Below are 15,034 nucleotides of genomic sequence, written 5' to 3' on the forward strand. Positions count from 1 at the left end.
AAAACTCTACTAAACCAAAATGTACAACAAAATAATCATTTACCTAAAAAGTCAGATGGATTTAGTCGATGAACAATAATTGCTGGCTCTTTGTCAAATGATGTTGGTAAAGAGAAATCTTAGAATAATTTGGACGAGATTGGGCCAATAATACTTTTCAAAAAGAAAATCAGGCTGATTTTTCTTATTTTAGACACTTTTTCCTTCATATATTTCCCCAATTTTCTCAAATTAAGTGCCATGAGTGCCAAGCCAATATCAATCGTTGCTCCTTGTTTCCCACGTAAGTGAAAACGGCCAAGTGAGCCTTTAGATGCTCGAACACTGGTTCGACATCAATTTTTCGTTTCCGATAAATTGAACCGGTTTTCTCCTCTAAAAGCTTTTTCCTGCATTCTGCTTTGAAATAGCACCAATTATTATTTAAAGGCAACATCCGTTTCTGGAATATATTATTGTTCTACATCTAGTGGTAAAGTTGTTTGATTGATGGTATAATTTTTAAACATAAAAGCATGCTCCTTTTTGATTGGGTTGGGTTACTTTAATCTCACAAGGTTGCGTGCTTTTTGTGTACCTTAAAATCAAAAAAATGGGGCAATAATCAGATTTTTTTTCTGACTATTGTCCCAGTTCAGTTCTTTTTATTTGGTTAAAATAGTTTTACCGTGTCGAATCATGATCCGTCGTTTGAAATTATAAAAATTTCGAAAACAATAAGTATTGTGTTTTAATACTTTAATATGGTTGTTTAAACATTCTAGTGGTCCGTTTGAATAACTGTAGCGGAGGACATTTTGGATCTGTGGCAGAAACTTTTTAAATGTTCGCAAAGTTATCGCATAAGTTTCAGGTAACTGGCTGACTTCTCTGGATAAACAGTCCTCAAATAGTGAATGATCTCTTTTCTTTACTCATAAAGAACATCTTGGTATAACTGATAGCCTTGTCGTAGATCGGCACAAGTAGCTAACAATCGGTCGACAATCTCACTTTCAGTTAAGTAATCTTTGAAACTGGAACACCAAACCCGTTTTTCATAGTTCAACTTTGCTTCTTCTTTTTGTAGGAGTTTCCAATAACGTTTCATTTTTCTACCAAGCCCACGTTGGTATTGAGAAGTACTTTTAAGTCGTGCATTGGTATCCTTCACTCGGTGGTTTAAAAAAGTTCTTCCTATATGTTGAATAATGTGGACACTCTTCGGGCGTGTATTGAAGAGTACCTTTGTAAATCAAGCAAAATTTCTCTTTATATCTTTCTTTGGTTTAACAATTTACCTCAAAATAGATAGTTAGGTCTAGAATATTTAGGGGATCTTTGATAAGCTGAGTACAAGACATCTTGAATTATCCTATGAATTGGTTCGTCAAATTAATTCTAAAGGATTTCAGGGTGTCTTTTCTATGTTTTTACATCATGAAAAAGATGTTGGTAAATTTCACCAACATCAAAAAATATAGAGCCCAAATTACATAGTATATGAGCTCGGGTCGTTAATCAGAAAAAATTGGATGAACGACCCGATTTTTATAGCTAAATCAAAAATAGGATTAAAGAATCAATGAAATATTATGAAAGGAACTGTTATGTATAGGACTTCTCAAATACAATTTTTTGATGCATAATTCTTTGAAAATACTATTCTTGACCTTGTATTCTCAGAAACTAAATGTAGTAACCTAGAATTTTAATCAATTAAATGGTATTAAATTACAAAAATTTCTTTTCCCGGAAATAAAAGTTTTTTATGTATTCTTTTTTTTTGATAAATTGATGAAGTAGTATATAAAATTTTAAAGGAGAAGATAATATGCCAAACAAGGAACAGGAAAAGACAAAAACTATTCAACAGGAACCAACTGAATTAAATTCGAATACAACTAAAGAAAAAGAGAATAGTCCATTCATAAGTAAAAAGAGAGCAGAAGAAAAATTGAAGAATAAACTTAGCAAAAAAGAGGATAAAGCGGTTAAACAAGAGATAAAAACAGTTATGAAGGATGCAGACAGGACTCAAGATCCTTCCCAAATATTTAAGTATCTCACATATGGATTAGAGCATAATCCATTCATAAGTAAAGAGAGAGCAGAAGAAGAATTGAAGAAGTTTAAGGGTAAATATAGAAAAAAAGAGGATAAAGCGGTTGAGCAAGTAATAGCAAAAGTTATGAAGAATAGAGCCATCCCTCGAAGTAGTGTATTGAGGTATCTTAAAAATGAGTTGAAAAAAAGTCCACACATAAGCCGACAGAGAGTAGTAGAAGAAATGGGGAAGTATGAGGGAGGTAATAATGTTAGAAATAGTTCTGAAGTTCCAGTGAACAAAGATAGAAGAGAAAATCTTAAAGAAAAACTAAATAGAGTATCTAAAGAAGAAAACTCATCCCCAAAAAGAGCAGCTGTATCTCAAGACCTACAGCATAAGCAGGATAACCCGTTACATAGATAATAATCAATAAACTCTAAAAATGATTACATAATAAATGAGTGTGGGATATTAATCAGAAAAAATTTGATTAATATCCCACTTTTTATGGCTAAATGAAAACTGGGACAGAAGAATCACTTCTGATTCTATACCCCAAAAAAAAGTTAGACAAAAATAATCAGAGGGCTGATAAAATAAGGATTCTCACGTCATTTATTTTTTATATCTGTCATCAAGCGTCTTACTGTATAGCGGAAATAGTATTCGTTGAAATACGGGAAAGAGAATCAAATAAAAAAAGAAATTACCTATACCATGGGCGAGATCAAAAGGAAGTCCTTGAAAATAGTAAGCCCAAAAAGAGGGAAGTTGATAGATGAAAGTTTCAATTCGTGAAACAATCAAACCGTAAATTAATCCACAAATAAAGCTCAAAATTGCTTGAATAGTTACATGCTTAGCGACTATAGGTAACTGATTCATCCAATGAAAAAACAAAACAATCCCGCTGAAGGCGAGCATTTGACTGATTGTCCAAGTCCCTAATCCTAAATATAGATTAGTGATGAATAAGCTCAATATGGAGACGATTAAAGCATCTGTTAAAGAACCAAATGCCGCAAGTAGTAAAAAAATTGCTGTCATAGGTTGAATATTTGGTAACCAAGCAAAAAAAATTCTGCCTACGACACAGGCAGCAATTAATAATGACAAATAAGCAAATTTGTGAATCGTAAAGTAAGGTTTTTGTTTAAATGTGTTCATCTTTTGAGGCTGCTCCTTCACTGATAATAGTTCTCATTATATCATAAATTTTTTTTATTACAAGATTGAAAAACACATGATGTAGTGTGATAATAATTAACAAACACTATATATAGTGTTTTTTATGATAAGGTGGCGATGGAATGGGAATTTATTCAAAAAAATATATAGAAAAACTTAATCAGGATATACGGAATTATCCAGAGGTCAAACCTATTGATCCACAAATGAAACTGACATTTGAAGGGATTTCACGCTTGATCATGTTGGATCGATATACTTACAAAGATCCACATAATCAGACGTTAACCATAGGTGATCTAGTCGTCTTGACGGTACATGCGGATCCACAATACCCGGCTCGTGGAATTGGAACGATCATTCAGCACTCTGGAGACGATTTAACGATCGAAGTGGAAGAGGAATTTCGCTCCTCTTTGACTGATCCTGAAGAAATAGCTCGTGGATTCGTTAAAAGAAACAAAAGTGAAGTTGAAAAACCTTTAGAGCTGTATTATGAACAAATTGCTGCTCGGGTTGCTTCCGGAATTAGTCAAGTCGAGGGCGATAGAAAAGCAGAATTTTTTGAAGATTTTTACAAACAATTGACTGAACAAAATTTGATTCCTGCCGGAAGGGTGTTATATGGCGCTGGTACGCAATCAGAAGTCACATACTTTAATTGTTTTGTCATGCCATTTATTCAAGATTCTCGCTCTGGTTTAGCAAAACACCGAGAAGAAGTCATGGAAATCATGAGTCGTGGTGGTGGAGTAGGAACGAATGGCTCAACCTTGAGACCAAAATCAGCTGTCGTACATGGCGTAAATGGAAAATCTTCTGGTGCTGTTTCTTGGCTCAATGATTTAGCTAATCTCACCCATTTAGTCGAGCAAGGAGGAAGTCGCAGAGGGGCGCAAATGATCATGCTAAATGATTGGCACCCAGATATTTTTGAATTTATTATTTCAAAAATCCAGAATCCATTGATCTTGCAACAGTTGATAACTACAAGTAAAAATCCGCTAATCAAACAGTTGGCAAGTGAGAAACTAGCTTTTTCTCCTTTAACTCAAGAAGAAAGGGAGCTATTTGAAGTCTTGCTTAAGGAAGAGGGGCTTTTGCAATTTGCAGAATATACTTTCATCAAAGAGGCTAAGCAAAAATTAAAAATGGGTGGAAGTTATAGTGTCAAAGATCCTGACTTCTTAACAGGGGCGAATATTTCAATCTGTCTGACAAAGGAATTCATGGCAGCTGTCGCACAAGATAAGACCTATGATTTGCGTTTTCCTGCTATTGACGAGTATACAGAAGTAGAAATGGCTGATTATGATCAACATTGGGCTGAAATCGGTGATGTTCGTGAGTGGGAAGCGACAGGACGTAAAGTGAAAGTTCATCAAACAATTCGAGCCAGAGAGCTTTGGGAATTGATCACTTACTGTGCTACTTATTCTGCGGAACCAGGGATCTTTTTTATTGATAACGCCAATGAGATGACTAATGCTGCTGCCTATGGTCAAAAAGTCGTTGCAACAAATCCTTGTGGAGAACAGCCATTGACACCGTATGCGGTATGTAATCTTGCGGCTATCAATTTAGCGAATATGGTAGATGAGCACCAAGAAATCGATTTTCAAAAAGTTGCAGAAGTGGTTAGAACCAGTGTACGTTTCCAAGATAATGTTATTGATGCGACCACTTATTTTTTTGACAAGAATGAGCAACAAGCAAAAGGGGAACGTCGTATTGGTTTAGGGGTGATGGGCTTAGCCGACTTATTGATCTATTGCGGCAAAACGTATGGCTCTAAAGAAGGAAATGCGTTAGTCGATCAATTGTTTGAAACGATTGCCGTTACAGCTTATCAAACGTCGATCGAATTGGCAAAAGAAAAAGGAAGTTTTCCTTATTTAGTTGGTAAGAACGAAGAAGAAACACGACAATTACGTGAGCGTTTTATCCATTCTGGGTATATGAAAAAGATGCCAGAACATATTAGGCAAGGTGTCTTAACTTATGGAATCCGTAATTCACACTTATTAACCGTTGCACCAACTGGCTCGACAGGTACGATGACTGGTGTTTCCACGGGATTGGAACCTTATTTCTCTTTTTCCTACTTTAGAAGCGGTCGCTTAGGAAAATTCATTGAAGTACACGCTGAAATCGTTGACGAATATCTAGCGAAACATCCAGAGGCAGATGCCTCAGAGTTACCGGAATACTTTGTCTCAGCAATGGAGCTTTCACCAGAAGCTCACGTGGATGTCCAATGTACGATCCAACGATGGGTTGATAGCTCCATTTCCAAAACAGTCAACGCACCTAAGGGATATCGTGTTAAAGAAGTAGCTGATATTTACGAACGACTTTATCAAGGTGGGGCAAAAGGCGGTACGGTATATGTTGACGGTAGCCGAGATTCACAAGTCCTGACTTTATCAGCGGAAGAAAATAGTTTTACCGATGAGCTAGTAACATCAGAGGTACACCCAGATGTTTTGCTAACAGAAGCTTCAAACGACTCAGCAACGAGTGAAGAGCGCTGTCCGATTTGTCATGAAGGTACAATTGAAGAAATCGGAGGTTGCAGTACTTGCACCCATTGTAAAGTACAACTAAAGTGTGGATTATAAGGTTAAAAAGGAGCATGGTACCATGAAAATCTATACTAAAAGTGGTGATGCTGGGATGACTAGTATTATCGGAGGGCAACGGCTAGCTAAGTCAGCTTCTCGTGTTAGAGCTTATGGAAGTGTGGATGAAATCAATTCTTGGGTAGGAACGATCGTTGCAGAATTAGATCCTGATAAATTTGCGCTTTTGATCGAACAATTAATCCAACTTCAACGATTACTATTTGATATCGGAACAGATTTTGCCACACCAACGGAAGTCAAAGAACGGATCGTGACTAAAAAAGATTTGGAGAAAATGGAAGAAATGATTGATTTTTATCAAGAAAAACTACCGGTGATCGACAAATTTATCTTACCTGGTGGACATCCAGTAGCAGGGCATTTCCATCTTGCCCGAACAGTGACCCGAAGAGCGGAACGTGAAATCACTGAATTGATTTTGGAAGAAACAGAAACGAATCAAATGAGTTATAAACTGATTAATCGGTTATCGGATCTCTTTTTTGTCTTGGCACGTTATGTCAATGTGGTTTATCATATTAAAGAACCATTCTATGAGCGAGCTGGGAAAGTATTCCATTAATTATTTATCAGACCTTACTGTTTGGATTAAAATCTAACTGTCTAAGAATCATATCTATAATGTTTAAAGTGATAACTTAAGTAAATTCTTTTTACAAATTAATAAATAGGAGTGTTTTTTTTGAAGAAATTCATAGTATTATTAGCTGCTTTATCAAGTATGATCGTTATGACTGGTTGTCAATCACCTACCACGACAGAACAATCAAGCGCTCAATCACAAGCCACTACAAAAAAAGTGACCATCACTTTGCAAGAAGAGGGAAAAGAACTATCGGCAAAAAACGTTACTTACCAACCAAATCAGACCTTGTTGGAATTACTAAAAAAACAGTTTTCAGTGAAAGAAGACAATGGTTTTGTGACGGCAATTGATGGGCACGCACAAGACAAAGATAAAGGATTATATTGGACGTTCACAATCAACGGCAAAATGGCGGAAAAAGGAGCAAATGATATTAAATTATCACCTAACGATCAGATAGTGTTCAATTTAGCAACATTCAAGTAAGAGTGTAACAGTTCAAAAATTAACTTGAGCGTGCGATCAAATCTTTCGGATGAACAAGCCTAAAAAGACGAAAATCAGGAGAACTGATTTTCGTCTTTTTATCTAGCTTTAATAAATATTGTGGTAGAAAATAGGCTCCATGTCATTAAGAGTCGATGAATAGTACAAAAACCAGTCAGGGTCATAAATTTCCTCTTTTTAACCAACACATGTAGTTAAGCAAATATTCAGAAAAATAGTTTAAAGGAATAGTTATGTACAGAGGTACTTAAATAAAATTCTTCTGTAGCATAATCCTTTAATAACACTAATCTTAGCCAAATATTCTCAGAGATTAAAAACAATAATCTAGATTCTGAATAAATACAATGGTATAAAATGCCAATAATTTCTTTCTGTGGAAATAAAAGTTCGTGATGTACTTTTTTTTCTGATAAATTTATAAAGCGTATATAAAATCTCAAAGGAGAAAACAGCATGCCAAACAAGGAACAGAATATAAATAAAGACAACGAAGAGAAAGTTAGAATACAGTCTCAAGATCAGCATGGTATTTTTAATAGAATAATTAATAAGCTTGAACTTAAAAAAAAGCAACTGAATATAGAAATAAAGAAAAAAAACGGAGAGACAGTAACAGAAACACCTAAAGATCTAGCAAATAGACTAACCAAAAAGTATAAAATTAAGAAACAGAAACATACTAATCTAGAAACTTTAGCAACATTGGGTGAAGATCTTTCTGAATATGATCCAGCTTCAATCGAAGGAACCCTCTCCTATCTTAAACTTTCTCCAGCAGAGAAAAAGCTGTTACAACAAAGAACTATTGAAATGAATAGCAAAGATAGAATAATAATAAATAGTCAAAATAGACTCCTGTTTATTAGCTTTCTTAATGAAAAACATAGACTTAAATCAAACACGCCTTTATCAGAAAAAAAAAAGCTGCACTAATTGAAGACCTTGATAAATTCTATCATACTCCTTTGAAACTTAGTACGTATCATAACTTTATTCTCGATCTGGATATAGTAGCTAGAAGGGATGTAGGTAGGCTTATAAATGATCAACTTCCAAAGGTGAATGAATTAATAACGCAGGTAATAGATGATGTTGCTATAGATATTACAAATAAATACCAACTTTTAGAGAACCACACAGTCTCCGAAGAAAAACTAGAGGCAACAGCAAATGAGGTCATGGATTTAAATCTTGATGAGGAAATGAAAAGGGCGGTTATAGCTAAACTTGAACTATCAAAAGAAGATCGAGCCACTCTTCGGAAAATATACAGAAAAAAACAAGACACATTGAAAACACAGGAAAGTAAGACAGATGCTAATTTAAAAGAGATTACAAAAGATGACGATGAAATATTATTTTATCAGCAAGTAGATGATGCAGCTATAGCTATCATAAATAAATATCAGCTATCTATCCCCGAAAATAAACTAAAGGCAATAGCAGATGAGATAATGGATTTAAATCTTAGTGGGGAACAAAAAGAGGAGGTTATTTTCCAACTTGGACTACAAACAGAAGATAGTGCCACTCTTTGGAAAATATACAAAATAAATTTGATGAAAGCAGAACAGTTATTTTATCAGCAAGCAAACAATGCTGCTATTCATGCTACTATAGCTATTATCAATAAATATCAGCTTTCAGAGAACCAATCTGTCCCTGAAGAGAAACTAAAGGCAATAGCAAAGGAAATTATGGATTTAAATCTTAGTGAAGAATACAAAAGAGAGGTTATTTTCGAGCTTAAAATATCAGAAGAAGATCGAGCCACTCTTCAAACAATATATAGAGAAAGACAAGACTTTTTAACAGCGCAAGAAAGTAAGACAGATGCTAAATTAGATGAGAACACAAAAGGTGAAGATAAAGTATCATTTTATCAGCAAATAGGTGATGCAGTTATAGGCATTATAAATAAATATGAACTATCTATCCACGAAAGGAAACTAAAGGCAATAGCAAAGGAGATTTTTAATTTAAAACTTAGTGAGGAACAGAAAGAAGAGGTTATTATCCGTCTTGGAATACAAAAGGGATATAAAGATACTCTTCTCGAAACATTTAAAGAACTACAGAAATGGCCAACACCAGCCCAAAGTAAGTCAGAAGTTATAATAAGAGGAGCTAAAGCATTACAGTTATTTAATCAGCTAGTACATGATTCAGTTACTTATATTACAAATAAATATGAACTTTCAGAAGATCAAGCTACTCATCATAGGAAACTAAAGGCAATAGCAAAAGAGATTATAGATTTAAACCTTAGTGATGAACAAAAAAGAGAGGTTATTAATGGTCTTGAAATACCAGAAGCTGATAGAGAAGCTTTTTGGAGAATATACAGAAAACTTGAGATATTGCCAAAAATAAAAGAAAGTAAGACAGACTCTAGAGTCAATGATCGGACACAAAATGGACATGGTGGCGATGGGGCACAATTAGTTAATAAAAATAACAATAAGAAACGAATTATCCGAAGAAATTTTGCCGAAGCAGCACCATTTTTTTTTAAGGGAATAAATGATGCTACTATAGCTATTACAAATAAATATCAACTTTCGAATGACCGACCTACCTTCCGAGATAAACTAGAGAAAATGGTAAATGAGATTATAGATTTAAATCTTAGTGAGCAACAAAAAAGGGTGGTTGTTAGAGTACTTGAAATATCAAAAGAGGATAGAGTCGCTCTTAAGACAATGTACAGAGAAAGACAAGACTTGTTAAAAATACAAAAAAATAAGACAGATGATGAAGTGTTCTTTTATCATGGAGTAGATGATGCAACTCTAACTATTATAACCAACTATCAACTTTCAGAGGACCAACCTAATCCCCCAAAAAAACTAGATGCAATAGCAAATGAGATTTTGAATTTAAATCTTAATAAGCAACAGAAAAGAGAGGTCATTTTCGAACTTGAAATACCAGAAATAGATAGAGATAAACTTAATGAATTAATAAATAAAAAAACAACGTTGCTAAACCAGGTAGAAACTTTACAAGAATCAGCTAAAACGATCCTAGGCTCAATATTAAGTCAGGGACTAAATAATCTTGAATCAAAACCCACTACGCCACTACAGACGTCATTAAAATCAAAATTAAGATCTCTACTAAAGAAAAGTGAGGATAATCTAGGATCGGAACCACCGATATCGCTAAAACCAAATGCATCAAAAGGTAATCCTTTAAAAATAGTAAACAGTCTAAGCTCGAAACCACAGACTCCACTAAACCCAACGATTCACTTATCTAAAGGTTTAGATGAATTTAGTCGATGAACCATAATTGCTCAAGCCGAATCATTTTCTGAAAAGGGATTGTTCGGCTCTTGCTGTTTTAGGGATGATTAATATTTTTCATCTCTTCGTCAATAAGTACTGATGAGTGATGCAAAATCAAATCTGGGCAAGAAGGTACCCCATTCTTTCTCAGATTTTTTTGTTTTCTCACATTTGTTCGTTAATTAATCAAAAAGTTTCTATTTTTCATGATGTCATTGAATTAAATCCGTAAATTACGTATTTCTATATTTTTATACAGGAATACTATTTTTTTCAAATCACTACACGTGGTTACGCAAATATATTCAGAAAAAAATTATGAAAGAAATAGTTATGTATAAGTGGACTCAAATAAAACTTTATTCATGCATAATCTTTTTGAAAACACTATTCTTGACTAATTATTTTCAGAAATTAAAAATAATATTCTAAAATTTGAACAAATACCATGGTATTAAATTCCAAGAATTTCTTTATTTGGGAATAAAAGTTTTTGATGTCCTTTTTTTTCTGATAAATTTATAAAGCAGTATATAAAAGTGCAAAGGAGAAAACAACATGGAAAAACTAAATAAAAAAAATGGAGAGAAAGTAAGCGTACAGTCCAAAAATCAGCGTGGTATTTTTTATAGACTAAAAGATAGGTTGAAACTAAATAAAAAAAACGGAAAAAAAGTAATTGTACAACCCGAAGATCAGCTTTCACTTGCTTATGAACTAACTAATAAGTATAAACTTGAGAAAAATAAATCTGATGATATGAAAGCACTAGTAGCATTAGGAAAAGATCTTTCTAAATATGCCCCAGCTACAATCGAAGGAATCCTCTTCTATCTTCCATTGACTCCAGAAAAGAAAAACCTGTTTCAACCAAGAAATAGAATAGTACAGCCTGAAGATCAGCAAAGTCATGCTTATAGACTAACCAATAAGTACGAACTAAAAATGGAACGTACTAATCCGGAGAAATTCGCAAAATTAGGTAGAGAACTTTCTAGATATGATCCAGCTACAATCGAAGGAATCCTGTTACATCTTCCACTGATTCCAGAAGAGAAAGACCTGTTACAACCAAGAAATAGAATAGTACAGCCCGAAGATCAGCTTGAACTTGCTGATAGATTAATCGATAAGTATAAACTAAAAAATAAACATACTAATCTGAAAACAATGGCAGCATTAGGAAAAGATCTTTCTAGATATGATCCAGATTCAACCGAAGGAATCCTCTTACATCTTCCATTGATTCCAGAAGAGAAAAAACAGTTACAACCAAGAAATAGAATAGTACAGCCCGAAGATCAGCTTGAACTTGCTTATAGAATAACCAAAAAGTATAAACTAAAACATCAACATACTAATCTAAAAACATTCGTAGCATTAGGAAAAGATCTTTCTAGATATGATCCAGATTCAACCGAAGGAATCCTCTTACATCTTCCGCTGATTCCAGAAGAGAAAGACCTGTTACAACCAAGAAATAGAATAGTAAAACCCGAAGATCGACTTGAACTTGCTGATAGATTAACCGATAAGTATAACCTAAAAATGGAACGTACTGATCCGGTGACATTCGCAAAATTAGATAGAGAACTTTCTAAATATGATTCAGATTCAACCGAAGGAATCCTCTTACATCTTCCGCTGATTCCAGAAGAGAAAAACCTGTTACAACCAAGCAATAGAATAGTAAAACCCGAAAATCAGCCTAATCTTGCTTATAGATTAACCAAAAAGTATAAACTAAAAAATCAACATACTAATGTGAAAACATTAGTAGCATTAGGTAAAGAACTTTCTAAATATGATCCAAATTCAACCGCAGGAATCCTTTTACTTCTTCCATTGAATCCAGAAGAGAAAAAACTGTTACAACCAAGAAATAGAATAGCACAGCCCAAAGATCAGCCTGCTCTTGCTTATGAACTAACTGAAGAGAAAAAGCAATCTACTAATATAGAAACACTAGTAGCATTAGATAAAGATCTTTCTAAAGATGATCCAACTTCAAGCGAAGGAAACATCTCCAATCTTCCATTGAATCCAGAAGAGAAAAACCTGTTACAACCAAGCAATAGAATAGCACAGCCCGAAGATCAGCCTGCTCTTGCTTATGAACTAACTGAAGAGAAAAAGCAATCTACAAATACGGAAACACTAGTAATAGATAAAGATCTTTCTAAAGAGAAAAATCTGCTACAACAAAGAACTATTGAAATGGATAGCGAAGATAGAACCTTTTTTATTGACTATCTTAATGAAAAACATAACCTTAATTCAAACACGCCTTTATCGGAAAAAACAAAAGCTGCACTAATTGAAGACCTTGATAAATTCTATTATCTTCCTTTGAAACCTAGTACGTGTTATAACTTTATTTCCGATCTACATATTATAAATAGAGATGATGTACGTGAGCTTCTAAATGATCAAATTCCCAAGGTGAATAAATTAATAACACAGGTAATAAATAATGCTACTCTAGCTATTACAAGTAAATATCAACTTGTAGAGAACCAATCTGTCCCTAAAGAGAAACTAGAGGCAATAGCAACTGAGATTATGAATTTAAATCTTGTTGAAGAACAGAAAAGGGAGGTTATTGCTAAACTTGAAATCTCAAAAGAAGATCGAGCTACTCTTGGAGAAATATACAGAGAAAAACAAGACTTGTTGCAAACACAAGAAAGTCAGAAAGACGCCGAAATAAAAGCTGCTACTATAGCTATTACAACTAAATATGAACTTTCAGAGGATCAATCTAACTCCCCAGAAAAACTAAATAAAACAGCAAAAAAGATTGCGAAATTAGATCTTAGTGATGAACAGAAAAGAGAGGTTATTTTCGAACTTAAAATACCAGAAAAAGATCAAGACACTCTTCTGTCTATATACGAAGAACAAAAGAAAGCTGCTAATATAGCTATTATAAAAAAATACAAACCTAACGCCCAACATGATCTAAAGGAAATAGCAAAACATATTGCGAATGAAAGACGTAATAATGTCAAAAAAAAATCAACAGAATCAGAACAATTATTTCAGCAGAATGTACATGCTGTTGCTACTACTATTACAAATAAGCATCAGCTTTCAGAGAAACGACCTGCAAACCCGAATAAACTACATAGAATAGCAAATGAGGTTGTGAATTTAAACCTAAATATAGACCAGAAACTGGAGCTCATGCGTACGCTTGCCTTGACACAAGCAGACAAAGACAAGCTTCGGAATATATTCTCAAATAGTGTAATAAATGATAAGATCGTATCCCTATTGGCTGAAGAAATAAAAGTAGCTTACCAACTTTCAGAGAATAAAACTATCTCTCCAAAGGATTTACATAACATAGCAATTACCATTGAGAATAGTTATCTTGATGAAAAGTATATGGATACAGTTTCTGATAATCTTGTCATGAGAAGAGAAGATAAAGAAGCACTTCGGGATATAATCAGAGAAAGAGCGAAACAACAAACAGAAAAAAAACAAGAAAATGAGGCAGATATTAAAATAAATGGGAAGACTATGGCTGAAGTACTAGATGACAACGCGCTTTTGTTATCTCGAGCAATGAACACTGCATTAGCACTTAAAGAGAACCAAAAGGTAGAACCAAAAATGCTATCTACGATGGCGGAATTTATTGGTAGCAGAAAACTTAATGAAATAAATAGACGCAATATACCTTATATGCTTACTCTGACTAAAGAAGATAAAAAAGAGCTTAATGAAATAATAAATGAAAAAACAACATTGCTAAATAAGGAACTCGAAATTTCACAAGAACCAGCTAAAATGAACCTAAGTTCAACATTAAGTCAAGGACTAAACAATTTAGATTCAAAACCAAAGAATCCACTACAGACATCACCAAAACCAAATTTAAGAACTCTACTAAATCAAAGTGAGAATACTCCAGGCTTGGAACCAAATACGTCGCCAAAACCAGGAACTTTACCAAAAGCACCAGCCCGAATTAATCTATTAAATGTTGTGGTACAGAATAAGATAGTCTCCCTATTGGCTGAAACAATAAAAGTAAATTATCAACTTTCAGAGAATAAAACTATCTCTCCAAAGGATTTACATGAAATAGCAATTACCATTGAGAATAGTTATCTTGATGAAAAGTATATGGATACACTTTCTGATAATCTTGTCATGAGAATAGAAGAAAAAGAAGCACTTCGGGATATAATCAGAGAGAGAGCGAAACAACAAACAGATAAAAAACAAGAAAATGAAGCAGACATTAAAATAAATGGGAAGACTATAGCTGAAGTAGTGGATGACAACGCGCTTTTGTTATCTCGAGCAATGAACACTGCATTAGCACTTAACGAGAACCAAAAGGTAGAACCCAAAATGCTATCTACGATGGCGGAATTTATTGGTAGCAGAAAACTTAATGAAATAAATAGACGCAATATACCTTATATGCTTACTCTGACTAAAGAAGATAAAAAAGAGCTTAACGAAATAATCAATGGAAAAACAACTTTGCTAAGTAAGCTTCCCGAACTAGATAGAACAAACCCAAATCCAATAGATCAAGTTCCATTACCATTGAATCAAAGACTAAGTAATCTAGGATCGGAACAAAATACTCCACCAAAACCAAACAAAAATATAAAACAAATGAATTCTTTATCTCAAGGATCAGCTGAAGTTAGTCGATAAACCATAATTGCTCAGAGACTGGGACAAAACTTGTCTCAGTCTCTTCTAGTATCTCTAAAACGAATCGCAATCATTCATGATAAGTGTAGATAAAGAGCAATCT

General features: G+C 33.9%; 8 protein-coding genes and 2 pseudogenes. 7 read left to right on the top strand and 3 right to left on the bottom strand.

All coding sequences use genetic code 11. The annotated features are described in order from the left end of the window. Positions 1-119: 119 nt before the first annotated feature. Together AB5M32_RS01950 and AB5M32_RS01955 are read right to left on the bottom strand one after the other, a co-directional pair. Positions 120-391, bottom strand: a pseudogene (locus AB5M32_RS01950) (transposase); the annotation flags it as partial. A 253-nt stretch (positions 392-644) separates the two neighbouring features. Then, positions 645-1,343: pseudogene (locus AB5M32_RS01955) on the bottom strand (transposase). A gap of 470 nt (positions 1,344-1,813) precedes the next feature. Here AB5M32_RS01955 and AB5M32_RS01960 point away from each other — a divergent pair. Beyond that, positions 1,814-2,452 carry a hypothetical protein gene (locus AB5M32_RS01960; RefSeq protein WP_178286321.1) on the top strand — a complete coding sequence of 213 codons (639 nt, stop codon included), beginning with the start codon at positions 1,814-1,816 and terminating at the stop codon, positions 2,450-2,452. A 192-nt stretch (positions 2,453-2,644) separates the two neighbouring features. Here AB5M32_RS01960 and AB5M32_RS01965 read toward each other — a convergent pair whose 3' ends face one another. Next, positions 2,645-3,196 carry a DUF6580 family putative transport protein gene (locus AB5M32_RS01965; RefSeq protein ID WP_096710395.1) on the bottom strand — a complete coding sequence of 184 codons (552 nt, stop codon included), beginning with the start codon at positions 3,194-3,196 and terminating at the stop codon, positions 2,645-2,647. A 143-nt stretch (positions 3,197-3,339) separates the two neighbouring features. Between AB5M32_RS01965 and AB5M32_RS01970 the strand changes: the two genes are divergently transcribed. The 6 genes from AB5M32_RS01970 (at position 3,340) to AB5M32_RS01995 (ending at position 14,931) form a co-directional block, all read left to right on the top strand. Then, on the top strand, positions 3,340-5,838 hold the full coding sequence (locus AB5M32_RS01970) for a vitamin B12-dependent ribonucleotide reductase (RefSeq protein WP_368024263.1): 2,499 nt from the start codon (positions 3,340-3,342) through the stop codon (positions 5,836-5,838). 22 nt (positions 5,839-5,860) lie between these two features. Continuing rightward, positions 5,861-6,424, top strand: a complete 564-nt coding sequence (locus tag AB5M32_RS01975; RefSeq protein WP_034699997.1) for a cob(I)yrinic acid a,c-diamide adenosyltransferase — start codon at positions 5,861-5,863, stop codon at positions 6,422-6,424. 111 nt (positions 6,425-6,535) lie between these two features. Next, positions 6,536-6,934: a DUF4430 domain-containing protein gene (locus AB5M32_RS01980; RefSeq protein ID WP_223603268.1), complete on the top strand. Its 399-nt coding sequence runs from the start codon at positions 6,536-6,538 to the stop codon at positions 6,932-6,934. A gap of 477 nt (positions 6,935-7,411) precedes the next feature. Then, positions 7,412-7,891, top strand: a complete 480-nt coding sequence (locus AB5M32_RS01985) for a hypothetical protein (protein WP_178286317.1) — start codon at positions 7,412-7,414, stop codon at positions 7,889-7,891. Positions 7,892-8,016: 125 nt separating this feature from the next. Continuing rightward, entirely contained in the window at positions 8,017-10,245 is a 2,229-nt protein-coding gene (locus AB5M32_RS01990; RefSeq protein ID WP_368024264.1) for a hypothetical protein, read from the top strand. A gap of 561 nt (positions 10,246-10,806) precedes the next feature. Continuing rightward, positions 10,807-14,931 (top strand): hypothetical protein, encoded by a 4,125-nt coding sequence (locus AB5M32_RS01995; protein ID WP_368024265.1) that lies wholly within the window; start codon positions 10,807-10,809, stop codon positions 14,929-14,931. The last annotated feature ends 103 nt before the right edge of the window (positions 14,932-15,034 follow it).

The sequence above is a fragment of the Enterococcus sp. C57 genome, assembly GCF_040887305.1.
Lineage (GTDB): Bacteria > Bacillota > Bacilli > Lactobacillales > Enterococcaceae > Enterococcus_B > Enterococcus_B hirae.

Coding starts and splice junctions, on each gene's coding strand:
- AB5M32_RS01965 (WP_096710395.1), bottom strand. CDS start 3,196: ATGAACACATTTAAACAAAAACCTTACTTTACGATTCACAAATTTGCT.
- AB5M32_RS01970 (WP_368024263.1), top strand. CDS start 3,340: ATGGGAATTTATTCAAAAAAATATATAGAAAAACTTAATCAGGATATA.
- AB5M32_RS01975 (WP_034699997.1), top strand. CDS start 5,861: ATGAAAATCTATACTAAAAGTGGTGATGCTGGGATGACTAGTATTATC.
- AB5M32_RS01995 (WP_368024265.1), top strand. CDS start 10,807: ATGGAAAAACTAAATAAAAAAAATGGAGAGAAAGTAAGCGTACAGTCC.
- AB5M32_RS01985 (WP_178286317.1), top strand. CDS start 7,412: ATGCCAAACAAGGAACAGAATATAAATAAAGACAACGAAGAGAAAGTT.
- AB5M32_RS01960 (WP_178286321.1), top strand. CDS start 1,814: ATGCCAAACAAGGAACAGGAAAAGACAAAAACTATTCAACAGGAACCA.